Below are 23,803 nucleotides of genomic sequence, written 5' to 3'. Positions count from 1 at the left end.
CAGCCCTATCCGAAGAAGTTCCGTACGTGCTCCAGCCCCTCGACCAGAGCGTCGACCTCGGCCGGGGTGGAGTACAGATAGAACGACGCCCGCGTGGTCGCAGGAATTCCGTACCGCAGGCAGACCGGCCGCGCGCAGTGGTGGCCGACCCGGACCGCGATGCCCTGCTCGTCGAGGACCTGGCCGACGTCGTGCGGGTGGATGTCGCCGAGCACGAAGGAGATCGCCGCGCCACGGTCCTCGGCCGTGGTGGGACCGATGATCCGCAGGTCCGGCACCTCCTGGAGGCGGCGGACGGCGTACTCGGTGATCGCGTGCTCGTGGCGCTGGATGTTCTCCATGCCGATCGCCGACAGGTAGTCCACGGCCGCGCCGAGGCCGACGGCCTGGGCGATCGGGGGCGTACCCGCCTCGAACTTGTGCGGGGCCGGCGCGTAGGTGGAGGAGTGCATCGAGACGGTCTCGATCATCTCGCCGCCGCCGAGGAAGGGCGGCAGGTCCTCCAGGAGCTCCTGCCGTCCCCACAGCACGCCGATGCCGGTCGGGCCGCACATCTTGTGGCCGGTGAAGGCCACGAAGTCGGCCTGCAGCGCCTGCACGTCGAGCACCATGTGCGGGGCCGCCTGGGAGGCGTCGATGCAGACCAGCGCACCGACCTCCTGGGCGCGCCGGACGATGGTCTCGACCGGGTTGTAGGTGCCGAGCAGGTTGGAGACCAGGGTGAAGGAGACGATCTTCGTCTTCTCGGTGATGATCTCGTCGATGTTCGACAGGTCGAGACGGCCCTCGTCGGTGAGGCCGAACCACTTCAGCTTCGCGCCGGTGCGCTGCGCGAGCAGCTGCCACGGCACGATGTTGGAGTGGTGCTCCATCTCCGTGATGACGATCTCGGTCTCGTGGTCCACCCGGTAGGGCTCGTCGGCCCAGCCCAGCATGTTGGCCACGAGGTTGAGCGACTCGGAGGCGTTCTTGGTGAAGATCACCTCGTCGCGGCTCGGCGCGTTGATGAAGGCGGCGACCTTGTCGCGGGCGCCCTCGTACAGCGCGGTGGCCTCCTCGGCGACCGTGTAGACGCCGCGGTGCACGTTCGCGTTGTGCCGCTCGTAGTAGGTGTTGAGCGCCTCAAGCACCTGCCGCGGCTTCTGCGAGGTCGCCGCGGAGTCCAGGTAGACGATCTTCTTGCCGTCGTGGACCAGACGGTCCAGGAGCGGGAAGTCCTTGCGGATCGCCTCGGTGTCGAGGAGGCCGGTCAGCCCCGGATGGGCGGAAGTCACGCGGATGCGCCACCCTTCACGTACTTGTCGTAGCCCTCGTTCTCGAGCTGGTCGGCGAGCTCGGCACCGCCGGACTCGACGACGCGGCCGTTCGCGAAGACGTGAACGAAATCAGGCTTGATGTAGCGGAGGATCCGCGTGTAGTGCGTGATCAGCAGCGTGCCGACCTCACCGCCCTCGCGGACGCGGTTGACGCCCTCGGAGACGATGCGCAGGGCGTCGACGTCGAGGCCGGAGTCGGTCTCGTCGAGGATGGCGATCCGCGGCTTGAGGAGCTCCAGCTGGAGGATCTCGTGGCGCTTCTTCTCACCGCCGGAGAAGCCCTCGTTGACGTTGCGCTCGGCGAAGGCCGGGTCCATCTGCAGCTTCGCCATGGCCTCCTTGACCTCCTTCACCCACAGCCGCAGCTTCGGCGCCTCGCCGCGGACGGCGGTGGCGGAGGTGCGCAGGAAGTTGGAGACCGAGACACCGGGGACCTCGACCGGGTACTGCATGGCGAGGAAGACGCCGGCGCGGGCACGCTCGTCGACCGTCATCGCCAGGACGTCCTCGCCGTCGAGGGTGACGGTGCCGCCGGTGACCGTGTACTTCGGGTGGCCGGCCAGCGAGTACGCCAGGGTCGACTTGCCGGAGCCGTTGGGGCCCATGACGGCGTGGGTCTCGCCCTGCTTGATGGTCAGGTCGACACCCTTGAGGATCTCACGCGGACCGTTCTCGGCCTCGACGGAGACGTGCAGGTCGTGGATTTCAAGCGTTGCCATGGGTGACTCAGGACTCCTGGGTGACGGAGACGAGCACATCGTCCCCTTCGATCTTTACGGGGTATACGGGGACGGGGCGCGTCGCGGGGAGGCCGGACGGCTTGCCGGTGCGCAGGTCGAAGCTGGAGCCGTGCAGCCAGCACTCGATCTGGCAGTCCTCGACCTCGCCCTCGGAGAGGGAGACGTTCGCGTGCGAGCAGATGTCGTGGATCGCGAACACCTCGCCCTCGGTACGGACGACGGACACCGGCGTGCCGTCGACCTCGACCCGCCGCGGGGTGTCGGTCTCCAGCTCGCTCAGCGCGCAGACGCGGACGAAGGCCATCAGACGGAAGCCTCCAGCTCGGCCTCGATCTTGGCGATCAGGCGCTCCTCGACGTCCGGCAGACCGATCTGCTGGACCAGCTCGGCGAAGAAGCCGCGGACGACCAGGCGGCGGGCCTCGGTCTCCGGGATGCCGCGGGCCATCAGGTAGAAGAGCTGCTCGTCGTCGAAGCGGCCGGTGGCGGAGGCGTGGCCGGCGCCGGCGATCTCGCCGGTCTCGATCTCCAGGTTCGGCACGGAGTCGACCCGGGCGCCGTCGGTGAGGACGAGGTTCCGGTTGAGCTCGTAGGTGTCGGTGCCCTCGGCGGCGGCCTGGATCAGCACGTCGCCGATCCACACCGCGTGCGCGTCCTGGCCCTGCAGCGCGCCCTTGTAGGCCACGTTGGAGGTGCAGTGCGGGGTGTTGTGGTCGACCAGCAGGCGGTGCTCGTGGTGCTGGCCGGCGTCGGTGAAGTAGAGGCCGAGCAGCTCGGCCTGGCCGCCGGGGCCGGCGTACTCCACGCGCGGGTGGATGCGCACCAGGTCGCCGCCGAAGGTCACCACGACCGACTTGAAGGTGGCGTCGCGGCCGACCAGCGCGTTGTGCTGGGCGACGTGGACGGCCTTCTCGTCCCAGTCCTGGACGGAGACCACGGTGAGCTTGGCGCCGTCGCCGAGCACGTAGTCGACGTTGGCGGCGAGCACCGCGTCGCCGGTGTGGTCGATGACGACCAGGGCCTCGGCGAAGGCGCCGAGCTCGATCACCTGGTGGCCGAAGGCGGCACCGCCCTCGCCGTGCACGGAGATCCGGATCGGCTCGGTGAGCACGGCCTCCTTGGCGACGGTGACGACACCGGCCTTCTCGAAGGAGGTGTACGCCTGGGCGGCGACCCGGTCGACCGGCTTGGCCTTGCCGAGGCGGGCGTCGTCCCGGCCGACGGTCTCCACGGTGACGCCCTCGGGGGCCTCGATCTCGACGCGGACGCCCTCGCCGCTCGCGACGGCGGTGCCGTCGTGCAGGCCGCGCAGCCGCTCCAGCGGCGTGAAGCGCCACTCCTCCTCGCGGCCGTGCGGGATCGGGAAGTCCGCGACGTCGAAGGACGGCGGGGCGCTCATGCGCGTGGCGACGGTGGACTCGGCGGCCACCGCGATCGAGCCGGCGGTGGTGGAGCCCGCCGGGATGTTCTGAGCCTCAGCCATGGCTGTCGTCTTGCTCTCTTCCTGCATCACAAAGAAATCGGTCGCTGCGTACGGGGCGGGGTGGGACGGGGGCCTTGCGGCGTCAGCCGACCGCGCCTTCCATCTGCAGCTCGATCAGCCGGTTGAGCTCCAGCGCGTACTCCATCGGCAGCTCCTTGGCGATCGGCTCGACGAAGCCGCGCACGATCATCGCCATGGCCTCCTGCTCGGTCAGGCCGCGCTGCATCAGGTAGAAGAGCTGGTCCTCGGAGACCTTGGAGACGGTCGCCTCGTGGCCCATGGTGACGTCGTCCTCGCGGACGTCCACGTAGGGGTACGTGTCCGAGCGGGAGATCGTGTCGACGAGCAGCGCGTCGCACAGCACGTTGGACTTGGCGCCGGGGGCGCCCTCGCCGATCTCGATCAGACCGCGGTAGGAGGTGCGGCCGCCGCCGCGGGCCACCGACTTCGAGACGATGCTCGACGAGGTGTTCGGCGCCATGTGGACCATCTTGGCGCCGGCGTCCTGGTGCTGGCCCTCGCCGGCGAAGGCGATGGACAGGGTCTCGCCCTTGGCGTGCTCGCCCATCAGGTAGACGGCCGGGTACTTCATGGTGACCTTGGAGCCGATGTTGCCGTCGACCCACTCCATGGTGGCGCCCTCGTAGGCGACGGCGCGCTTGGTCACCAGGTTGTAGACGTTGTTCGACCAGTTCTGGATGGTCGTGTAGCGGCAGCGGCCGCCCTTCTTGACGATGATCTCGACCACGGCGCTGTGCAGCGAGTCCGAGGAGTAGATCGGGGCGGTGCAGCCCTCGACGTAGTGGACGTAGGCGTCCTCGTCGACGATGATCAGCGTCCGCTCGAACTGGCCCATGTTCTCCGTGTTGATACGGAAGTAGGCCTGGAGCGGGATCTCGACGTGCACGCCCTTCGGCACGTAGATGAACGATCCGCCGGACCACACGGCGGTGTTCAGGGAGGCGAACTTGTTGTCGCCGACCGGGATGACGGTGCCGAAGTACTCCCTGAAGAGCTCCTCGTGCTCCTTCAGGGCCGTGTCGGTGTCGACGAAGATGACGCCCTGCTCCTCCAGGTCCTCGCGGATCTGGTGGTAGACGACCTCGGACTCGTACTGGGCGGCGACACCGGCGACCAGGCGCTGCTTCTCCGCCTCCGGGATGCCGAGCTTGTCGTACGTGTTCTTGATGTCCTCCGGCAGGTCCTCCCAGGACTCGGCCTGCTTCTCGGTGGACCGCACGAAGTACTTGATGTTGTCGAAGTCGATGCCCGACAGGTCGGAGCCCCAGGTCGGCATGGGCTTCTTGTCGAACAGCCGCAGACCCTTGAGGCGCAGCTTCAGCATCCACTCGGGCTCGTTCTTCTTCCCCGAGATGTCGCGGACGACGTCCTCGGAGAGACCGCGCTTGGCGGAGGCGCCCGCCGCGTCCGAGTCGGCCCAGCCGTACTCGTACCGACCCAGGCCCTCGAGCTCGGGGTGGCTGATCTCGGTGGTCATGCGGGGTTCCTCCCGGCCGTGCTTGCGGATGCTGTTGATTCGGTGGTCTGTGGGGTGCCGTGCGCGAGGTGCGGGATGAACGTCGTGCAGACGCCGTCGCCGTGGGCGATGGTGGCCAGGCGCTGGACGTGGGTCCCGAGGAGGCGGGAGAAGATCTCCGTCTCCGCCTCGCACAGCTGGGGGTACTGCTCGGCGACATGGGCGACCGGGCAGTGGTGCTGGCAGAGCTGCTCGCCGACCGGCGCGTTCCGCGCGGTGGCAGCGTACCCGTCGGCCGACAGCGCTCTGGCCAGGGCCTCGGCGCGCTGCTCCGGGCCGGCGGACTCTATGGCGGCGCGGTACGACTCGGCCTGGGCCTCGATCCGGTCGCGGGCGAAGGCGGCGACGGCCGCCTCCCCGCCGGCGTTCCGCTCGATCCAGCGCAGGGCCTCGACGGCGAGCGCGTCGTACGACTGGTCGAAGGCGTCGCGGCCGCAGTCGGTGAGCGCGAAGACCTTGGCGGGGCGGCCGCGGGTACGGGTCCCGTAGACCCGCTTCTCGCGCGCCTCCACGACGTTGTCCCCCACCAGCGAGTCGAGGTGGCGGCGGACGGCGGCCTGGGTGAGACGGAGCCGCTCGGCCAGATCGGCGACGGTCGAGGGGCCGTGATCCAGGATGGAGCGCGCGACCCGGTTGCGCGTGGACCGCTCACCGGTCGCGAGTTCCTCCGCAGCCGCAGGAGCCTCACCGACGTTTTTCACAACGCCATTGTTGCGTAATTAATCGGGGACTGACAAGCGAGGTCCGGGCGGGCGGCGGTGCGGTGCGTCACGCAGGTAAGGCTTACCTGACCTGCGGGAACGATCATTCGTAGGCCGCATCACGGCCGCCCTGACCAGCGGTTTCCAGCCCCGCCGATGCCACCAGACGGAGGAAGGATTCCGCATTGCGGACGGCCGCGCCGCCCACGTCGTTGTTGAAGAAGACGAAGACATCGGCCCCGGCGCGCCAGGTCTCCCCGATCCGGTCCGCCCAGGTCACCAGCGCCTGCCGGCCGTACGAGGGGAAGGGCCGCGCCCGGCCCTCGTGCAGCCGCAGATAGCCCCAGTCCGCGGTCCGCCACAGCGGCGTCACCGGCCGCCCGCCCCGGTCCGCCCAGCACAGCGCGGCACCGTGGCCGGAAAGGACCTCCGCGATCCGGTCCGTCCACCACGAGTCGTGCCGCGGCTCCACCGCCACCCGCGTCCCCGCCGGGAAACGGGCGAGCGCCGCGTCGAGCAGCCCGGCGTCCGCCCGCAGGGTCGGCGGCAGCTGGAGCAGTACGGGACCGAGCCGGTCGCCCAGCGCCTCCGCGCGGCCCATCAGGCGGGCCACCGGCTCCCCCGGATCCTTCAGACGCTTGATGTGAGTCAGGTAACGGCTGGCCTTGACCGCCATCACGAAACCCGCAGGCGTCCGCTCCCGCCACTCGGCGAAGGTCGCGCGCTCGGGCAGCCGGTAGAAGGCGGCGTTGTTCTCGACGGCCGCGAAGTTCCGCGCGTACTCCTCCAGCCAGAGCCGCTGCGGCACGCCCTCGGGATAGAGCACGCCCCGCCAGTCCCGGTACTGCCACCCGGAGGTACCGACGAAAACCGTCACACCCGTCCCCTACCCCGATACGTCCTCCACCCCGCCACGTCCTCCACCCCGCCGGAACCGGACCCGCCGCCGAGTCCTTAGACTTCCCGGCATGCGAAACGAGACCGTCGAGTCCGCGGTCCGGGTCCGGGGCCTGGTCAAGCGGTACGGGACGAAGACCGCCGTCGACGGCCTCGACCTGGACGTCCGGTCCGGCACCGTCACCGCCGTCCTCGGCCCCAACGGCGCCGGCAAGACCACCACGATCGAGACCTGCGAGGGCTACCGCCGACCGGACGCCGGCACCGTGCGCGTCCTCGGCCTCGACCCGGTCGCCGACGCCGCCGCCCTGCGCCCCCGCATCGGCGTGATGCTCCAGTCCGGCGGCGTCTACTCCGGCGCCCGCGCCGACGAGATGCTCCGCCACATGGCCAGGCTGCACGCGCACCCGCTCGACGTGGACGCGCTCATCGAACGCCTCGGCCTCGGCTCCTGCGGGCGCACCGCCTACCGGCGCCTCTCCGGCGGCCAGCAGCAGCGGCTCTCCCTGGCCATGGCCGTCGTCGGGCGCCCCGAGCTCGTCTTCCTCGACGAGCCCACCGCCGGCCTCGACCCGCAGGCCCGCCGGGCCACCTGGGACCTGGTCCGCGAGCTGCGCGCCGACGGCGTGAGCGTCGTGCTCACCACCCACTTCATGAACGAGGCCGAGGAACTCGCCGACGACGTCGCCATCGTCGACGCCGGCCGTGTCGTCGCCCAGGGCAGCCCCGAGGAGCTGTGCCGCGGCGGCGCCGAGAACACCCTCCGCTTCAGCGGCCGCCCCGGCCTCGACCTCGGCTCGCTCCTCAAGGCGCTGCCCGACGGCTGCTCCGCGGACGAGTCGCTGCCCGGCACGTACCGGATCACCGGCACGGTCGACCCCCAGCTGCTCGCCACGGTCACCAGCTGGTGCGCGCAGCACGGCGTGATGCCGGACCGGATCTCGGTCGAGCGTCACACCCTCGAAGACGTCTTTCTTGAGCTGACCGGCAAGGAGCTGAGGTCATGAGCACGGGTGCGTACGCGCCGAGGCCCGGAGCCGCGCCGGTCGGGCGGATGATCGCCGCGCAGACCGCGCTGGAGACCCGGATGCTGCTGCGCAACGGCGAGCAGCTGCTGCTCACGGTGATCATCCCCTCCCTCCTCCTGGTGCTGTTCTCGACGGTGGACATCGTCGAGACCGGCGCCGACAAGGCCGTCGACTTCCTCGCCCCGGGCGTCCTCGCCCTCGCCGTGATGTCCACCGCCTTCACCGGCCTGGCCATCGCCACCGGCTTCGAGCGCCGTTACGGGGTGCTCAAGCGCCTCGGCGCCTCGCCGCTGCCCCGCTGGGCCCTGATGACCGCCAAGACCCTCTCCGTCCTGGTGACCGAGCTGCTCCAGGTGGTGCTCCTGACGGGCATCGCGTTCGCGCTCGGCTGGTCGCCGCACGGCAACCCCCTGTCCGTGCTCGTGCTGCTCGTCCTCGGCACCGCCGCCTTCTCCGGGCTCGGCCTGCTGATGGCGGGCACCCTGAAGGCCGAGGCGACGCTGGCCGCCGCCAACCTGGTCTTCCTGCTGCTGCTCGTCGGCGGCGGGGTGATGGTGCCGCTGGAGAAGTTCGGCGCGGCGGGCGACGTACTCGCGTTCCTGCCGATCTCGGCGCTCTCCGACGGGCTGCGGGACGTGCTTCAGCACGGCGCCGGGATGCCGTGGGGCGACGCCCTGATCCTGGCCGTGTGGGCGGTGCTGGGGCTCGGCGCGGCGGCGCGGTTCTTCCGCTGGGAGTAGCGGATCAGTGACGTTTCGGGGCGACTCGCCCCGTAACCACCCCCTCGTGAAAACACGCACAAGCCCGGTCCTACGATGGGCTCCGTGCAGACCCCCCTGTCCTTCATCGCCCAGCGCTGGACCCCGTCCCCCCGGACGCTCCGGCGCGCCGCGCTCTCCGCCGTCGTGATGAGCGTGGTCATCGTCGTCACCGGCGGCGCGGTCCGGCTGACCGCCTCCGGCCTCGGCTGCGACACCTGGCCCAAGTGCACGGACGACAGCCTGATCGTCACGGCCGAGCAGGGCTTCCACGGCTTCGTCGAGTTCGGCAACCGCATGCTGACCTACGTCCTGTCGGCGGCCGTCGGCTGGGCGATCGTCGCCGCGCGCTCCGTGAAGCCCCGCCGCCGCTCGCTGACCCGGCTCGCCTGGGCGCAGTTCTGGATCGTGATGAGCAACGCCGTCATCGGCGGCATCACGGTGTGGATGGGCCTCAACCCGTGGACGGTGGCCGGCCACTTCCTGGCCGCGAACTCGCTCCTCACGGTCGCCGTGATCACCTGGCACCGCACCGGCGAGGGCGACACCGCGCCGAAGCCGCGCGTGCCGGGCCCGGTGCGCAAGCTGTCCTGGGCGATCGTCGCGGCCTCCGCGGTGGTCATCACGCTCGGTACGACGGTGACCGGCGCCGGCAAGCACGCCGGTGACAGCAGCGACGTGCCGCGCATGCCGTGGGACTGGACGAACGCGGCCCATGTGCACGCCGCCGCCGCCTGGGCGACCTGCGGGCTCGCCCTGGCGATGTGGCTGGTGCTGCGCATGGTCGACGCCCCGGACGACACCAGGGCGCGCGCCCGCGACCTGCTGGTCGTGCTGCTGGCGCAGGGGGCGCTCGGCTACATCCAGTACTTCTCCGGCGTGCCGGAGCTCCTGGTCGCCGCGCACATGCTCGCCTCGTGCCTGATGTGGATCGCCGTGCTGCGGCTCGCCCTGAGCATGCGTGAGCGGCCCGAGGCGCCCGCCGAGATCCCGGCCCAGGCCGACCCGGAGCTCGCGAAGGCCTGACCGCCCGCCCGGCCCGTACGCCACGGCCCGTACGCCACGGCTCGTACGCCCGGCCCCCGGAACCGTCCCGCCGACGGTCCGGGGGCCGCGGCGTTCCCCGCCGTACGAAGGTCACTCCAGCCGGTACACCCGCCGCGCGTTCCCCGCCGCGATCATCCCCGCGACCCGTCGCGCGTCCGTACGGGACCAGGCGCCGTCGCCGACCCACTCGCCGAGCACCCGGGCGAGCGCCCCGCGGAAGACGCTCGCGGCCACCACGTGCAGCTCCGGCAGGGCGCGGGCGCCGCTGGAGAAGAGCAGCTTGCCGAACGGGGCCAGCTCCAGGAACTCGGCGAGCACCGCGGCGGCCCGTGCCCCGGTGCGGGCGACGACGGGGCCCAGGTCGGCGTGGACGTGCGGGAAGTGGGCGGCGAGCCGGGCCGCCTGGCGGTGGTGCGGATAGGCGTGCAGCAGCACCAGGTCGGTGCCGAGGCCGCCGGTGGCGGCGGCGAACCCGGCCAGCGGGCCCGGGTCCCGGTCCCCCACGTGCAGTTGCAGCGGCCGGCCCGCTCCGGCCGCGACCCACAGCAGATGGCGAAGCAGCACCGGGTCGTCCACCGGCCCGCCGGCCGGGCGGCGGGCCAGCCAGCGCCCGGCGGCGCCGCGCACCTCGCCGGGTCCGGGCGGCTCGGGTACGGCGGCGAGCCCGCCCCGTAGCCCCGCGGCGGAGGAGAAGGCGACGGCGGACGCGGCGGCCCCGTGGACGGCGTCGGCGAGGTTGGCGAGGAAGGCGTCGACGGTGCCGGAGGTGTCGGCGACCTGCTGGGCGAGCGGTTCGAGCCGGACGATCTCGTGCGCGGCGGCCTCGCCGGCGGCGGCCAGTTCACCGGGCCCCGTGAGGTCGCCGGGCCCGGTGAGGTCGCCGGGCGGCCCCGTGTCGACGAGGTACGTGGCGATGCCGGAGGCGCGAAGCAGTCGGCGGCCGGTCTCCAGGACGCCGAGTTCGCGGCGTCGGGCGAGGTAGTGCGCGGGCGGGCAGTGCGGTTCGAGGCCGAGCAGCGGCGGGCACCAGCGGCGTACGGCGAAACCGGTCTGGGTGTCGAAGAAGGTGGTGCCCGCGGCGGGCGGTGCGCCGGCCGGCGCGAGGTGGCGCTCGAAGGTGCCGAGGCCGAGCTCCGTACGGAGCACCCCGTGGCAGTACTGGTCGACCAGGCGCGGTGTGTCGGTCATGCGAGGGGGCTCCCACGTGTGGACGGCTTCCGTCCGTCCTAACGGGTGAGCCCCGCGCGAGGTTGTCGCCTCAGCCGTTGGACGGGCCGCCGAGCTGGATGCCGGCCATGCGGGTCCACTCGTACGGGCCGGTGACGACCTTGGCGGCGAACTCGCCGTCGAACTCCTCGTGGAGGGTCAGGCCGGCCTGCTCGGCGGCCTTCTCGGCGATCGCGTAGGTGGGGGCCACCAGGTCGCCCCAGCCGCCGTCCTCGCCGACCAGGACGATGCGGGTGCCCGCCTGTCCGATGTGGGCGAGCTTGCCCTCGGCGCCGCCGTGCTTCCCGGCGAACGCCTTGATCTCCTTGGCCAGCTTGGCCGCCTTGCGCTCCGCGCCCTTGGTGCCCGCCTGCTTCGTGTCTGCCATGAAAACGATGCTACTCGGCGGTAGATCATGTGGCGACGGCCGGGGAACGTGGCGTGGGCCACGCGCCCCGGCCGTCCGCCGGACCTGAGGAAGTCAGGGAGGGGTCAGCGCAGGAAGGGGTCCACCGCGACCGCCACGAAGAGCAGCGAAACGTAGGTGATGGACCAGTGGAACAGGCGCATCTCCTTGAGCTTCGCGCCGGTCAGCTCCGACTTCGCGCGGCCCAGGAGCGCGTGTGCCTCCCACAGCCACCAGCCGCCGGTGGCGAGCGCCACGGCCGTGTAGAACCAGCCGGTGTAGCCGAGCGGGGTGAGCAGCAGCGAGACCGCGACCATGACCCAGCTGTAGATCACGATCTGCTTGGCGACGGCCTTGTTGGAGGCGAGCACCGGGAGCATCGGCACGCCGGCCCGCGCGTAGTCCTCCTTCACCTTCATCGACAGCGGCCAGTAGTGCGGCGGCGTCCAGAAGAAGATGACGAGGAAGAGGATGACGGCGGCCCAGGACATCGAGTTCGTGACGGCGGACCAGCCGATGAGGACGGGCATGCAGCCGGCGATGCCGCCCCAGACGATGTTCTGCGCGGTGCGCCGCTTGAGGATCATCGTGTAGACGACGACGTAGAAGAGGAGCGCGCCGAGCGAGAGCCAGGCGGACAGCCAGTTGACGAGCAGTCCGAACCAGAGGGTGGAGACCACTCCGAGGGTGATGCCGAAGGCGAGGCACTCGCGCGGGGAGACCATGCCGGTCACCAGCGGGCGCTGCGAGGTGCGGTCCATCACCGCGTCGATGTCGCGGTCGATGTACATGTTGAGCGCGTTGGCGCCGCCCGCGGAGAGGTAGCCGCCGAAGCAGGTGGCGAGCACCAGCCACAGGTCGGGCACGCCCTGTTGGGCAAGGAACATCACCGGAACGGTGGTGATGAGCAGCAGTTCGATGATCCGCGGCTTGGTCAGCGCCACGAACGCCTTCACTCGGGCCCCGAACGGCCGATGGCCCGCCGGGCCGGCGGTCAGGACGACCCCTGCGGGTCGGGACTCGACGGCCGTCACGCACACCCCTGACAGAGAAATTCCCAGCAAGCCCCCCGGATGACGACGGGGTGAAGGCTTGCGCGTACCACGCCACTCTAGACGTTGCCCAGGTGCCGGACTTCGTGGGGGTGGGGTCGTGTTGGCGGGGTCCGCTCGAGGGTGTGCGCCGGGGCGCGTCACGGGGTGTGTCCCAGTGGGTGGACAGGTGCGGCGGAGCGGCTCGGGAGGCGAAGTGTCACGGGCGGCGGCAGTCTTGCCGTATGCGCTCATTTGAGGGGCGTGGAGCCGAAAAGAGGGCCGTTTTTCGGGGGTAGGCTCGACCACGCCGGGGACACCCTCAGTCACCGGCTACAGACATGTGGAGAGGAGCCCTGACTCAGGGTGAGCACCAAGCCGAGCACCACAGACCTCGAATGGACCGCACAGGACCAGCGGGCCGTGGACACCGCCCGCATCCTCGCCGCCGACGCCGTACAGAAGGTGGGCAACGGCCACCCCGGTACGGCCATGAGCCTGGCGCCCGCCGCGTACACCCTCTTCCAGAAGGTGATGCGCCACGACCCCGCCGCCCCGGAGTGGGTGGGCCGTGACCGATTCGTGCTCTCCGCGGGCCACTCGTCCCTGACCCTGTACACCCAGCTGTACCTGGGTGGCTTCGGTCTCGAACTGGACGACCTGAAGACCTTCCGCACCTGGGGCTCGAAGACCCCGGGTCACCCCGAGTACGGCCACACCGCCGGTGTGGAGACCACCACCGGTCCGCTGGGCCAGGGTGTCGCGAACGCGGTGGGCATGGCGATGGCCGCCCGCTACGAGCGCGGTCTGTTCGACCCCGAGGCCCCGCGGGGCACCTCCCCCTTCGACCACCGGGTGTACGTGATCGCCGGCGACGGCTGCCTCCAGGAGGGCATCTCCGCCGAGGCGTCCTCGCTCGCGGGCCACCAGAAGCTCGGCAACCTGATCCTGCTGTGGGACGACAACCACATCTCGATCGAGGGCGACACCGAGACCGCCGTGTCCGAGGACACGATGAAGCGGTACGAGGCGTACGGCTGGCACGTGCAGCGCGTCGAGCCCAAGGCCGACGGCGACCTGGACCCGGCCGCCCTCTACGCGGCGATCAAGGCCGCCGAGGCCGAGACCGAGCGTCCGTCCTTCATCGCGATGCGCTCGATCATCGCCTGGCCGGCCCCGAACGCGCAGAACACCGAGGCCTCGCACGGCTCGGCGCTGGGCGACGAGGAGGTCGCGGCCACCAAGCGCGTCCTGGGCTTCGACCCGGAGCAGAGCTTCGAGGTCTCCGACGAGGTCATCGCGCACACCCGCGCGCTCGGCGACCGCGGCCGCGAGGCCCGCGCCGAGTGGGAGAAGCAGCTGGCCGAGTGGCGCACCGCCAACCCGGAGCGGGCCGCCGAGTTCGACCGCATCCAGGCCAACGAGCTGCCGGCCGGCTGGGAGAAGTCGATCCCGGTCTTCGAGACCGGCAAGGGTGTCGCGACGCGTGCGGCCTCCGGCAAGGTGCTGCAGGCGCTCGGCGCGGTGGTCCCGGAGCTGTGGGGCGGCTCGGCCGACCTGGCCGGCTCCAACAACACCACGATCGACAAGACCTCCTCCTTCCTCCCCGAGGGCAACCCGCTGCCCGAGGCGGACCCGTACGGCCGGACGATCCACTTCGGCATCCGCGAGCACGCCATGGCCGCGGAGATGAACGGCATCGCGCTGCACGGCAACACCCGCATCTACGGCGGCACCTTCCTGGTGTTCTCCGACTACATGCGCAACGCGGTGCGCCTGTCCGCGCTGATGCACCTGCCGGTGACGTACGTGTGGACGCACGACTCGATCGGCCTCGGCGAGGACGGCCCGACCCACCAGCCGGTGGAGCACCTGGCCTCGCTGCGCGCCATCCCGGGCCTGAACGTGGTCCGCCCGGCCGACGCCAACGAGACCGCGATCGCCTGGCGCGAGATCATGCGCCGCCACACCAAGGTGTTCGGCAAGGGCGCCCCGCACGGTCTGGCGCTCACCCGTCAGGGTGTGCCGACCTACGCGCCGAACGAGGACGCGGCCAAGGGCGGCTACGTGCTGTTCGAGGCCGAAGGCGGCGACGCCCAGGTGGTCCTGATCGGTACCGGCTCCGAGGTGCACCTGGCCGTCGAGGCCCGGGAGCAGCTGCAGGCCGCGGGCGTCCCGACCCGGGTGGTCTCGATGCCGTCGGTCGAGTGGTTCGAGGAGCAGGACCAGGACTACAAGGACGCCGTCCTGCCGCCGTCGGTGAAGGCGCGTGTCGCGGTCGAGGCCGGTATCGGTCTGACCTGGCACCGGTACGTCGGTGACGCCGGCCGGATCGTCTCCCTTGAGCACTTCGGTGCCTCGGCGGACGCCAAGGTCCTGTTCCGCGAGTTCGGGTTCACGCCGGAGGCGGTCGTCGCCGCCGCGCGGGAATCTCTGGACGCCGTCGCGCGCTGACGCGCATACGTACGACTTATTGGAGATGCAATTCTCATGACAGACGCTCTCAAGCGCCTCTCCGACGAAGGCGTCGCGATCTGGCTCGACGACCTCTCGCGGAAGCGGATCACGTCCGGCAACCTCGCGGAGCTCATCGACCAGAGCCATGTGGTCGGTGTGACCACCAACCCGTCCATCTTCCAGAAGGCGATCTCCTCGGGCGACGGCTACGAGCAGCAGCTCGCGGACCTCGCCGCCCGCAAGGTGACGGTGGACGAGGCCATCCGCATGATCACGACGGCCGACGTGAGGGACGCCGCCGACATCCTGCGCCCGGTCTTCGACGCGACCCAGGGCCAGGACGGCCGGGTCTCCATCGAGGTCGACCCGCGCCTGGCCCACGAGACGGCGGCCACCATCGCCGAGGCCAAGCAGCTGGCCTGGCTGGTGGACCGGCCCAACACCCTCATCAAGATCCCGGCCACCAAGGCGGGTCTGCCGGCGATCACCGAGGTCATCGGCCTCGGCATCAGCGTGAACGTGACGCTGATCTTCTCGCTCGAGCGCTACCGCGCGGTCATGGACGCCTACCTGGCCGGTCTGGAGAAGGCCCGCGAGCGCGGCCTGGACCTGTCGAAGATCCACTCGGTGGCGTCCTTCTTCGTGTCCCGGGTGGACACCGAGATCGACAAGCGCCTGGACGTCCTCGGCACCGACGAGGCCAAGGGCCTCAAGGGCAAGGCGGCCGTGGCCAACGCGCGGCTCGCGTACGAGGCGTACGAGGAGGTCTTCGGCTCGGAGCGCTGGGCGGCCCTGGACAAGGCGCAGGCCAACAAGCAGCGTCCGCTGTGGGCCTCGACCGGTGTGAAGGACCCGGCGTACAAGGACACCCTGTACGTGGTGGACCTGGTCGCCCCGGGCACCGTCAACACCATGCCGGAGGCGACCCTGGAGGCCACCGCCGACCACGGCGAGGTCGCCGGCGACACCATCCGCGGCACCTACGACGAGTCCCGTCAGGTCCTCGACGCGGTGGCGAAGCTCGGCATCTCGTACGACGAGGTCGTCCAGCTCCTGGAGGACGAGGGCGTCGACAAGTTCGAGGCCTCGTGGAACGACCTGCTGAAGTCGACCGAGGCGGAGCTCTCCCGCCGTACTCCCTCGGAGGCGTAAGCACCTTGAGCGCAGTCACCGGAGCCAACCCGCTCCGTGACGCCGCAGACCGACGGCTCCCGCGTATCGCGGGGCCGTCGGGTCTGGTGATCTTCGGTGTCACGGGCGATTTGTCCCGTAAGAAGCTGATGCCTGCCGTCTACGACCTCGCCAACCGGGGTCTGCTGCCGCCGGGCTTCTCCCTCATCGGTTTCGCCCGTCGCGAGTGGCAGGACGAGGACTTCGCCCAGGAGGTCCACGACGCCGTCAAGCAGCACGCCCGCACCCCGTTCCGCGAGGAGGTGTGGCAGCAGCTGATCCAGGGGATGCGCTTCGTCCAGGGCGACTTCGACAGCGACGACGCGTTCGAGCAGCTGAAGGCCACCATCGAGGAGCTGGACAAGGCGCAGGGCACGGGCGGCAACTTCGCCTTCTACCTCTCCGTGCCGCCGAAGTTCTTCCCCCTGGTCGTCCAGCAGCTCAAGAAGCACGGTCTGGCCGACCAGAAGAACGGCTCCTGGCGCCGTGCGGTCATCGAGAAGCCGTTCGGCCACGACCTGGCCTCCGCCAAGGAGCTCAACGAGGTCGTCCACGAGGTCTTCCCGCCCGAGGCGGTCTTCCGCATCGACCACTACCTCGGCAAGGAGACCGTCCAGAACATCCTGGCGCTCCGCTTCGCCAACACCCTCTTCGAGCCGATCTGGAACCGGTCGTACGTCGACCATGTGCAGATCACCATGGCCGAGGACATCGGCATCGGCGGCCGGGCGGGCTACTACGACGGCATCGGCGCGGCCCGTGACGTCATCCAGAACCACCTCCTCCAGCTGCTCGCGCTGACCGCGATGGAGGAGCCCGCCTCCTTCGACGCCGACGCGCTCGCGGCGGAGAAGACCAAGGTGCTCGGCGCGGTGAAGCTGCCCAAGGACCTGGGGAAGTCCACGGTCCGCGGCCAGTACGCGGCCGGGTGGCAGGGCGGCGCGCAGGCCGTCGGCTACCTGGAGGAGGACGGTATCGACCCGCAGTCGAAGACCGACACCTACGCGGCCATCAAGCTGGAGATCGACAACCGCCGCTGGGCGGGCGTCCCCTTCTATCTGCGCACGGGCAAGCGGCTCGGCCGCCGGGTCACCGAGATCGCGGTGGTCTTCCAGCGCGCCCCGCACTCCCCCTTCGACCAGACGGCCACGGAGGAGCTCGGGCAGAACGCCCTGGTCGTCCGGGTCCAGCCGGACGAGGGCGTGACCATGCGCTTCGGCTCCAAGGTACCCGGCACCCAGATGGAGGTCCGGGACGTGTCGATGGACTTCGCCTACGGCGAGTCCTTCACCGAGTCCAGCCCCGAGGCCTACGAGCGGCTCATCCTCGACGTCCTGCTCGGCGACTCCAACCTCTTCCCGCGGGTCGAGGAGGTCGAGCTGTCCTGGAAGATCCTCGACCCGATCGAGCAGTTCTGGGACAAGCACGGCCGGCCCGCGCAGTACCAGTCCGGGACCTGGGGTCCGGTCGAGGCGGACGAGATGCTCGCACGAGACGGCAGGAGCTGGCGCCGGCCATGAAGACCGACCTGACGGACACCACGTCCTCCAAGATCAACAAGGCGCTGGTGCTCGGGCGGCGGGCCATCGGCACCCCGGCCGTCGGCATGGTGCTCACCCTCGTCATCGTCACCGACGAGGAGAACGCCTACGACGCGCTGAAGGCGGCCAACGAGGCGTCCCGCGAGCACCCCTCGCGGACCCTCGTCGTCATCAAGCGGGTCTCGCGGGGACCGCGGGACCGCAGCAAGGCGCGGCTCGACGCCGAGGTCCGCCTCGGCGCCGACGCCAGCACCGGCGAGACGGTGGTGCTCCGGCTGTACGGCGAGGTCGTCGACCACGCCCAGTCGGTGGTGCTCCCGCTGCTCCTGCCGGACGCGCCGGTCGTCGTCTGGTGGCCGGTGAACGCGCCGGTCGACCCGGCGAGCGACCCGCTGGGCGCCCTCGCCCAGCGCCGGGTCACCGACACGTACGCCGCGGAACAGCCCATCCAGGAGCTGGCCGAGCGCGCGGACGCGTACACCCCGGGCGACACCGATCTGTCCTGGACCCGGATCACCCCGTGGCGGTCGATGCTGGCCGCCGCGCTCGACCAGGTCGAGTGCGAGGTGACCTCGGCCGAGGTGGCGGGCGAGGAGTTCAACCCGAGCGTCGAGCTGCTCGCCATGTGGCTGGCGGACCGGCTGAAGATCCCGGTGCGCCGCTCCGGGTCGGCGGGCCCGGGCCTGACCTCGGTCAGGATGCAGACCAACTGCGGTCCCATCGTGCTCGACCGGGCGGACGGCTCGCTCGCCACGCTCTCCATCCAGGGCCAGCCGGACCGGGCCGTGGCGCTCAAGCGCCGCGAGACCGCCGAGCTGATCGCGGAGGAGCTGCGCCGGCTCGACCCGGACGACACCTACGCCTCGGCGCTCCGGTACGGCCTGGAGCGGCTCGACGAGGAGGCGGCGACGACCGCTCCCGAGCCGGTGGAGGAGACCGTCGTGGTGGTCGAGGAGATAGCGGCCAAGCCGGCCGCGAAGAAGACCACGGCCAAGACCCCGGCGAAGGCCACGGCCAGGAAGGCGGCGGCCAAGTGAGCACGCCCCAGGTCGTGGTGCACCGCGACAAGGAGCTGATGGCCGAGGCCGCCGCGGCCCGCCTCATCACCCATGTCGTGGACGCGCAGGCCGCCCGCGGCTCCGCCTCGGTGGTGCTCACCGGCGGCCGCAACGGCAACGGACTGCTCGCCGCGCTGCGTTCGGCCCCGGCCCGGGACGCGATCGACTGGTCGCGGCTCGACCTGTGGTGGGGCGACGAGCGCTACCTCCCCGAGGGGGACCCGGAGCGCAATGTCACCCAGGCCCGCGAGGCCCTGCTCGACAGCGTGCCGCTGGACCCGGCCCGGGTGCACGCGATGCCGGCCTCGGACGGTCCGTACGGCTCCGACACGGACGCAGCGGCCGCGGCCTACGCGGCCGAGCTCGCGGCCGCCGCCGGCCCGGGGGACCACGGCGGGGTGCCGACCTTCGACGTGCTGATGCTGGGCGTCGGCCCGGACACCCATGTGGCCTCGCTCTTCCCGGAGCTCCCGGCGGTGCGCGAGACCGAGCGGACGGTGGTGGGCGTGCACGGCGCGCCGAAGCCGCCGCCGACCCGGATCTCGCTGACCCTGCCGGCGATCCGGGCCGCGAAGGAGGTCTGGCTGCTCGCGGCCGGCGCGGACAAGGCGAAGGCCGCGGCCATCGCACTGTCCGGTGCGGGCGAGGTGCAGGCCCCGGCGGCCGGTGCGTACGGGCGCTCGCGCACGCTGTGGCTGCTCGACGCGGCCGCCGCGGCCGAGCTGCCGCGCAGCCTGTATCCGCCGGCCTCGGCCTGAGGAAGCCTCATCGGGGCCCCGCTCACCTCGCGGTGGGCGGGGCCTCCGGCGTTTCCGGGCCGGGTACGGGTTCCAGGAAGGGCGTCAGCAGATCGGGTACGGCCTCGGCGGCGAAGGCCAGGCCCTGGCTCTCGCCCGCGTCGTACACGTCGTACGCGCCCTCGCCGGCGGCCGTCGTCGCGCTCAGGGTGAGCACGCCGGCCCGGCGCTGGAACCAGGACTGTTTGACGGTCCAGCCGATCACCCCGGCGCGTTGGAGGGCGACCGTGGAGCGCCGTACGGTGCCGGAACGGGTCACCAGATAAGCGCCGCTGACGCCGTGTCCGAGGTTCCGGTAGGCGTCGAGGGCGAGCAGCACGGTGAGCGGGGTGAGGACGACGGTGACCCCGCCCGCGAGGTAGAGCAGGACGGGGGTGAGCCAGGCGCCCAGGACGGCGAGGATCGCCGCCGGGCCGAGCCCCGCCCACAGGGCCCAGCGCAGGCGCCGGGTGCGGGCGGCCCTGGGGTGGGCGGCGAGCGTCGCACCGGTGGGCGGCGCGGTCTCGCGCAGCACGCTCGCGGCGACCCGGTCGGCGACGGCGCGCGGTGCGGGCGGCAGCAGGTTCTTGAGGTCGGCGTGCTTGTCGTCGTCGTCCTGGGCGAGGCCGGTGGCGACGGCGTCGACCCGGGCGGCGTGGAACAGGCGTACGCCGAGCGGCTCGACGAGCTCGACACCGCGCAGCCGGCGCTCCTCCAGGGAGACCGAGCGGGCGGTGAACAGGCCGCGGCGGACCCGGAGGGTGCCGCCGGGCTCGCGTTCCAGGCGGTAGTGGGACCACATCTCGATCCACAGACCGAGCGCGCCGATCATGCCGGCGGCGGTGGCGAGCAGCACCAGGTCGGTGATCATCCAGGGCAGCGAGACGTCCTCGAAGCGGTCCCTTATCCAGTGGATGACCGCGTCCTGGGCGCCGAACCACTCGCTGACCTGCATCACGGCCCCGGCGGCCGCGCCGCCGAGCAGCGGGGCGACGAAGGAGACGGGGGCGTAGCGGATCCAGCGGGGGTCGAGCGTGGCGAGCACGCCGTCGTGGGCGGCGTCCCCGGCGGCGTCTGCGGGGCCGGCCATGAGGGTGCGGCGCAGGTGTTCGCCCTCGGTGCGGGTGACCAGGTCGAGTTCGAGGGTGGATTCGCCGTCGGTGTGCTCGCCGGTGCCGATGCGGACCTTGACCAGGCCGAGGAGGCGTTCGAGCGGGTTGGCGGTGAGATCGACGCTGCGGATGCGGTCGCGGGCGAGCGAGCGCCGCTTGACGACGAGCAGCCCGGTGTGGAGGTCGACCTGTCGGGGGCCGATCCGGTAGCGGGTGCGGCGCAGCCGGATCCAGTCGGCGGTGGTGCCGCCGCCGATGAGCAGGGCGGCTCCGGCGAGCACCCAGGCGGCGGCCTGCCAGAGCGGGCGGGAGCCGGAGGTGAGGCTGAGGAAGGCGGGCAGTGCGGCGCCGCCGGCGACGCCGCACAGGACGGCGGCCCCGGCCAGGACCGTACGGGGCGCGAGCCGCCGCCAGTCCTCGCCGGGCCGCCCGGGGTCGGCGCTCCTCGGCCTCATGTGGCGTCCCCGGGGGTGGCCCGGGTGATCGCGGTGAGTCGTTCGGCGAGTTCGGCGGCGAGCTCGTGGTCCAGGCCCTCGATCCGGAGGGCACCCTTGGAGGAGGCGGTGGTGACGGTGACCGTGGCGAGCCGGAAGGCCTGCTCCAGCGGGCCGCGCACGGTGTCGACGGTCTGGATCCGCGACATCGGCGCGATCCGCCACTCCTGCCAGAGGGCGCCGGTGCGCACGTACACGGCGTCCTCGGTGATCTCCCAGCGGTGCACCCGGTACCACCAGGCGGGGAGGAACGCGGTGCAGCCGAGCCCGAGGACCGCCACGGCGCCGGCGGCGCCGAGCAGCCAGCTCCTGGCCGGCCCGATGAGGGCACCGAGCACGGCGAGGACGAGCACCGGCACGGCGGTGGTCAGCAGCAGCCGGGTCCGCCACCAGCCGAGCGCCCGCCGGTCGAGCGTGTTCCTCGGCGGGCGCAGCCGTATCCCGCTCGCCTCGCTCCTCGCCCCGTTCCTCCCCCCGGTCACCGGATCAGCCCCGGTCGCGCAGCGCGCGGTAGGCGGCGACGAGTCCGGCGGTGGACGAGTCGAGCCCCTCGCCGCCCGCCGCCGCGGTAGCGGCTGATGTCACGCCCTCCGTCAGCACCGGCTCGATCTTCTTGGCGAGGACCTTGCCGAGCTCGACGCCCCACTGGTCGAAGGAGTCGATGTTCCAGACGGCGCCCTGGACGAACACCTTGTGCTCGTAGAGGGCGACGAGCTGGCCGAGCACGGACGGGGTCAGCGCGTCGGCCAGGATCGTGGTGGTGGGGTGGTCGCCCTTGAAGGTCTTGTGCGGGACGAGCTCCTCGGCCACGCCCTCGGCCCGTACCTCCTCGGGCGTCTTGCCGAAGGCGAGGGCCTGGGTCTGGGCGAAGAAGTTGGCCATCAGCAGGTCGTGCTGGGCGACCAGGCCGGGCAGCAGGTCGGCGACGGGCTTCGCGAAGCCGATGAAGTCGGCCGGGATGACCTTGGTGCCCTGGTGGATCAGCTGGTAGTAGGCGTGCTGGCCGTTGGTGCCGGGGGTGCCCCAGACGACCGGGCCGGTCTGCCAGTCGACCGGCTGTCCGTCGCGGGTCACGGACTTGCCGTTGGACTCCATGTCGAGCTGCTGGAGGTACGCGGTGAACTTCGACAGGTAGTGCGAGTACGGCAGGACGGCGTGCGACTGGGCGTCGAAGAAGGCGCCGTACCAGATGCCGAGGAGACCGAGCAGGAGCGGGGCGTTCTGCTCGGGCGGGGCGGTGCGGAAGTGCTCGTCGACGAGGTGGAAGCCGTCGAGCATCTCGCGGAAGGCGTCCGGGCCGATGGCGATCATCAGGGAGAGGCCGATGGCCGAGTCGTAGGAGTAGCGGCCGCCGACCCAGTCCCAGAACTCGAACATGTTGGCCGTGTCGATGCCGAACTCCTCGACCTTCGCGGCGTTGGTCGACAGGGCCACGAAGTGCCGGGCGACCGCCTCCTGACCGGCCCGCAGCCCGGTGAGCAGCCAGTCGCGGGCGGAGGTGGCGTTGGTGATCGTCTCGATGGTGGTGAAGGTCTTCGAGGCGACGATGAAGAGGGTCTCGGCCGGGTCGAGGTCGCGGACGGCCTCGTGGAGGTCGGCGCCGTCGACGTTGGAGACGAAACGGAACGTCAGATCGCGCTGCGTGAAGGAGCGCAGCACCTCGTAGGCCATGGCGGGGCCGAGGTCGGAGCCGCCGATGCCGATGTTGACGATGTTCTTGACCGGCTTGCCGGTGTGGCCGGTCCACTCGCCGGCGCGCACCGTGTCGGCGAAGGCGGCCATCTTGTCGAGGACGGCGTGCACCTCGGAGACGACGTTCACGCCGTCGACCTCGACGACCGCGCCGCGCGGGGCGCGCAGCGCGGTGTGCAGGACGGCACGGTGCTCGGTGTTGTTGATCTTCTCGCCGCGGAACATCGCGTCGCGCAGCTCGGCGACGCCGGTGGCGGTGGCCAGTTCGCGCAGGAGGGTCAGGGTCTCGTCGGTGATCAGGTGCTTGGAGTAGTCCAGATACAGGTCGCCGACCCGCAGCGTGTACGCGCTGCCGCGCTCGGGGTCGGCGGCGAACAGCTCGCGCAGATGGGGCTCGCCCAGCTGCTCGCGGTGCTTGCCGAGGGCCGCCCACTCGGGCAGCTGGTTGAGCCTGGTCAGGCCTGCGTTACTCATCTCGGACATCGCCCATTTCTTCGTCTTGCTGCTTCGTGCCCCGCTGTCTCCAACCTAATTGATCGGGCGCCGGATTCCCGTTCAGTGACCGCCGCGGTGGAGCCTGCCCTCGTACCGCGCTTCCAGGACGGCGTTGCGCTCGTGGCCGCCGGGGAGGTTGGCGGAGACGTAGACGGGCGGCTCCACGCCCTCGGCGAGCAGCAGGGCGACGGCCTCGGCGACGGTCATCTGGACGAGCAGGGAGGAGGTGAACGTGGAGATCCCGCACAGCCCGCCCGCGTCGGAGCCGGGCAGCGGCAGGACGGCGTCCCCGGCGGGCGCCCCGTTGTCGAGGACGGCGTCGGCGAGGTCGGCGAGCCGCTTGCCGCTGGCGTGCAGGGCGGGCACGGCGCGGGTGTGCTCCAGGGAGGTGAGCGCGACCAGCGGGTGGCCGGCGCCGGTGACCTTGAGCGCGAGGTCGACGATCGAGTTGTTGACCCCGGAGTTGGAGATGATCACGAACAGGTCCTGCGGGCGGGGCGTGGCCAGCGCGTAGAGCCGGTCGGCGAGTCCCGGGGAGCGTTCGAGCAGCGGGTCCTTCAGGATCGCCGGGTCCTCGCCGCCGCGCAGGACGAGGTCGGCGAGGGCGATCCGGCTGGTGGGCACGAGTCCGCCGGCCCGGCCGGCGACTTCGAGGGCGGCGGCCTGGGAGTGTCCGGTGCCGAAGGCGTGGATCACCCCGTCGGCGGCCACGCAGTCCGCGAAGAGGCGGGCGGCGGTGGCCACGGACTTCTGGTTGGCGGCGACGACCCGTTCGACGGCGGCGCGGGCGACTTCGGCGAACCCGGCGGCGCCGAGGGCGGGTTGGTCCATGACGGAAGCTCCTCTGGTTGAGTGAACC

22 protein-coding genes are annotated in these 23,803 nt (G+C 71.4%); 8 read left to right on the top strand and 14 right to left on the bottom strand.

What is annotated here, in order from left to right; all coding sequences use genetic code 11:
• Positions 1-5 precede the first annotated feature (5 nt).
• From AB0C73_RS23645 to AB0C73_RS23615, 7 genes are all read right to left on the bottom strand, one after another.
• Positions 6-1,274 carry a cysteine desulfurase gene (locus AB0C73_RS23645; RefSeq protein WP_362533436.1) on the bottom strand — a complete coding sequence of 423 codons (1,269 nt, stop codon included), beginning with the start codon at positions 1,272-1,274 and terminating at the stop codon, positions 6-8.
• Positions 1,271-2,035 (bottom strand): Fe-S cluster assembly ATPase SufC, encoded by a 765-nt coding sequence (sufC, locus tag AB0C73_RS23640; RefSeq protein WP_362533434.1) that lies wholly within the window; start codon positions 2,033-2,035, stop codon positions 1,271-1,273. Before sufC ends, AB0C73_RS23645 begins: the two co-directional genes overlap by 4 nt.
• A 7-nt stretch (positions 2,036-2,042) precedes the next feature.
• The gene (locus AB0C73_RS23635; RefSeq protein ID WP_362533431.1) at positions 2,043-2,360 is read right to left on the bottom strand and encodes a bifunctional 3-phenylpropionate/cinnamic acid dioxygenase ferredoxin subunit; all 318 of its coding nucleotides are present in this window, start codon (positions 2,358-2,360) and stop codon (positions 2,043-2,045) included.
• On the bottom strand, positions 2,360-3,538 hold the full coding sequence (gene sufD, locus AB0C73_RS23630) for a Fe-S cluster assembly protein SufD (RefSeq protein ID WP_362533428.1): 1,179 nt from the start codon (positions 3,536-3,538) through the stop codon (positions 2,360-2,362). The genes AB0C73_RS23635 and sufD overlap by 1 nt, the downstream gene beginning before the upstream one ends.
• 82 nt (positions 3,539-3,620) lie before the next feature.
• Complete coding sequence (sufB, locus tag AB0C73_RS23625; protein ID WP_362533425.1) at positions 3,621-5,036, bottom strand: Fe-S cluster assembly protein SufB; 1,416 nt, start codon at positions 5,034-5,036, stop codon at positions 3,621-3,623.
• Positions 5,033-5,776, bottom strand: coding sequence for a metalloregulator ArsR/SmtB family transcription factor (locus AB0C73_RS23620; RefSeq protein ID WP_362533423.1), 744 nt, complete (start codon positions 5,774-5,776; stop codon positions 5,033-5,035). Before AB0C73_RS23620 ends, sufB begins: the two co-directional genes overlap by 4 nt.
• Positions 5,777-5,879: 103 nt before the next feature.
• Positions 5,880-6,653 carry a DUF72 domain-containing protein gene (locus tag AB0C73_RS23615; RefSeq protein ID WP_362533422.1) on the bottom strand — a complete coding sequence of 258 codons (774 nt, stop codon included), beginning with the start codon at positions 6,651-6,653 and terminating at the stop codon, positions 5,880-5,882.
• A gap of 91 nt (positions 6,654-6,744) precedes the next feature.
• Between AB0C73_RS23615 and AB0C73_RS23610 the strand changes: the two genes are divergently transcribed.
• The 3 genes from AB0C73_RS23610 (at position 6,745) to AB0C73_RS23600 (ending at position 9,485) form a co-directional block, all read left to right on the top strand.
• Positions 6,745-7,680 carry an ABC transporter ATP-binding protein gene (locus AB0C73_RS23610; protein ID WP_362533420.1) on the top strand — a complete coding sequence of 312 codons (936 nt, stop codon included), beginning with the start codon at positions 6,745-6,747 and terminating at the stop codon, positions 7,678-7,680.
• Positions 7,677-8,441: an ABC transporter permease gene (locus tag AB0C73_RS23605; RefSeq protein ID WP_362533419.1), complete on the top strand. Its 765-nt coding sequence runs from the start codon at positions 7,677-7,679 to the stop codon at positions 8,439-8,441. The genes AB0C73_RS23610 and AB0C73_RS23605 overlap by 4 nt, the downstream gene beginning before the upstream one ends.
• 75 nt (positions 8,442-8,516) lie before the next feature.
• Entirely contained in the window at positions 8,517-9,485 is a 969-nt protein-coding gene (locus AB0C73_RS23600) for a COX15/CtaA family protein (protein WP_362533417.1), read from the top strand.
• Positions 9,486-9,596: 111 nt separating this feature from the next.
• Here the strand turns inward: AB0C73_RS23600 and AB0C73_RS23595 are convergent, their stop codons facing one another.
• The 3 genes from AB0C73_RS23595 to AB0C73_RS23585 all read right to left on the bottom strand — a co-directional run bounded on the left by AB0C73_RS23595 (position 9,597) and on the right by AB0C73_RS23585 (position 12,158).
• On the bottom strand, positions 9,597-10,694 hold the full coding sequence (locus AB0C73_RS23595; protein WP_362533414.1) for an amidohydrolase: 1,098 nt from the start codon (positions 10,692-10,694) through the stop codon (positions 9,597-9,599).
• A 70-nt stretch (positions 10,695-10,764) separates the two neighbouring features.
• Complete coding sequence (locus tag AB0C73_RS23590; protein ID WP_362533411.1) at positions 10,765-11,100, bottom strand: hypothetical protein; 336 nt, start codon at positions 11,098-11,100, stop codon at positions 10,765-10,767.
• Between the two features lie 104 nt (positions 11,101-11,204).
• Positions 11,205-12,158 (bottom strand): heme o synthase, encoded by a 954-nt coding sequence (locus tag AB0C73_RS23585; protein ID WP_362533408.1) that lies wholly within the window; start codon positions 12,156-12,158, stop codon positions 11,205-11,207.
• Between the two features lie 357 nt (positions 12,159-12,515).
• Here AB0C73_RS23585 and tkt point away from each other — a divergent pair, with 357 nt between their 5' ends.
• Genes tkt through pgl form a run of 5 tightly spaced genes read left to right on the top strand, consistent with a single transcriptional unit; the run spans position 12,516 to position 19,133 of the window.
• The gene (gene tkt, locus AB0C73_RS23580) at positions 12,516-14,603 is read left to right on the top strand and encodes a transketolase (RefSeq protein WP_362533406.1); all 2,088 of its coding nucleotides are present in this window, start codon (positions 12,516-12,518) and stop codon (positions 14,601-14,603) included.
• A gap of 36 nt (positions 14,604-14,639) precedes the next feature.
• Complete coding sequence (tal, locus tag AB0C73_RS23575; protein WP_362533403.1) at positions 14,640-15,758, top strand: transaldolase; 1,119 nt, start codon at positions 14,640-14,642, stop codon at positions 15,756-15,758.
• A 5-nt stretch (positions 15,759-15,763) separates the two neighbouring features.
• Positions 15,764-17,296: a glucose-6-phosphate dehydrogenase gene (zwf, locus tag AB0C73_RS23570; protein WP_362533401.1), complete on the top strand. Its 1,533-nt coding sequence runs from the start codon at positions 15,764-15,766 to the stop codon at positions 17,294-17,296.
• Complete coding sequence (opcA, locus tag AB0C73_RS23565) at positions 17,293-18,354, top strand: glucose-6-phosphate dehydrogenase assembly protein OpcA (RefSeq protein WP_362533398.1); 1,062 nt, start codon at positions 17,293-17,295, stop codon at positions 18,352-18,354. The genes zwf and opcA overlap by 4 nt, the downstream gene beginning before the upstream one ends.
• Positions 18,351-19,133 carry a 6-phosphogluconolactonase gene (gene pgl, locus AB0C73_RS23560; RefSeq protein ID WP_362533396.1) on the top strand — a complete coding sequence of 261 codons (783 nt, stop codon included), beginning with the start codon at positions 18,351-18,353 and terminating at the stop codon, positions 19,131-19,133. Before opcA ends, pgl begins: the two co-directional genes overlap by 4 nt.
• Before the next feature lie 22 nt (positions 19,134-19,155).
• On the opposite strand, the gene AB0C73_RS23555 is transcribed toward pgl, so the two are convergent.
• From AB0C73_RS23555 to AB0C73_RS23540, 4 genes are all read right to left on the bottom strand, one after another.
• Positions 19,156-20,718 carry a PH domain-containing protein gene (locus AB0C73_RS23555; protein ID WP_362533393.1) on the bottom strand — a complete coding sequence of 521 codons (1,563 nt, stop codon included), beginning with the start codon at positions 20,716-20,718 and terminating at the stop codon, positions 19,156-19,158.
• Positions 20,715-21,239, bottom strand: coding sequence for a PH domain-containing protein (locus AB0C73_RS23550; protein WP_362533391.1), 525 nt, complete (start codon positions 21,237-21,239; stop codon positions 20,715-20,717). Before AB0C73_RS23550 ends, AB0C73_RS23555 begins: the two co-directional genes overlap by 4 nt.
• Before the next feature lie 4 nt (positions 21,240-21,243).
• A complete protein-coding gene (pgi, locus tag AB0C73_RS23545) occupies positions 21,244-22,923 on the bottom strand; it encodes a glucose-6-phosphate isomerase (protein ID WP_362533679.1) in 1,680 nt (559 codons plus the stop codon).
• 81 nt (positions 22,924-23,004) lie between these two features.
• Entirely contained in the window at positions 23,005-23,775 is a 771-nt protein-coding gene (locus AB0C73_RS23540) for an SIS domain-containing protein (RefSeq protein ID WP_362533388.1), read from the bottom strand.
• Between the last annotated feature and the right edge of the window lie 28 nt (positions 23,776-23,803).

It is taken from the genome of Streptomyces sp. NPDC048623, from assembly GCF_040650755.1.
Lineage (GTDB): Bacteria > Actinomycetota > Actinomycetes > Streptomycetales > Streptomycetaceae > Streptomyces.
Note: the sequence above shows the minus strand (reverse complement) of the source record. Positions and strands in the feature narration are given on the sequence as shown.